Source organism: Arthrobacter sp. JCM 19049, from assembly GCF_001310435.1.
The window spans coordinates 1-538 of sequence record NZ_BAXF01000940.1; the positions used below are offsets into that span (position 1 = coordinate 1).

A 538-nucleotide genomic window follows, 5' to 3' on the forward strand; every position below is an offset into this window, starting at 1 on the left:
AGCAGCGCGACGGTCACATAGGAGGTCAGCGCGCTGGCCAGCACCCATTCGGCGTTCGAGCCGGTCGCCCCGAGCACCGGCACCGCCACCCGGCCGTTGGCCTTCCAGCATCCGCCGATCCCCGGCAGGCGGCGGAACCAGCGAGGAGCCTTGAAGCGGATCGGCCACAGCAGGTTCACCCCGCCGATGGTGAGCATGTCCCCCAGCAGGTGCACCCCGGCGCCCAGCACCACCGCCAGGAAGAACCAGGAACGCTCATCGGGGCGTTCATTCCCACGAACGCGGCCCCGGCCAGGGCGATCACCCAGCACAGCAGCGCCGGCATGAACTTCATGGTCTTCACGGCGAAGGAGATCAGCAGCACCGCGAACACGGCGGCGCCCGGGTAGACCACCCCCAGGCCCGCGGTGTGGATCGACCACTTGTCCAGCACCCAGGCCAGCAGCGCGAACGCGCCGACCCCCAGCAGCGAGTGGGTGCCGTTGCGGTGTCCCCCGGAGATCGTGCAGACCAGGCGGGTGACCAGGTTGGAAATCGG

Annotated in this window: 2 pseudogenes; both read right to left on the reverse strand. The window is 69.7% G+C overall.

Annotation, left to right across the window (positions count from 1 at the left end):
• Positions 1 to 197, reverse strand: a pseudogene (locus JCM19049_RS17235) (metal-dependent hydrolase); the annotation flags it as partial.
• Positions 176 to 538, reverse strand: a pseudogene (locus tag JCM19049_RS17240) (hypothetical protein); the annotation flags it as partial. The pseudogenes JCM19049_RS17235 and JCM19049_RS17240, both read right to left, overlap by 22 nt.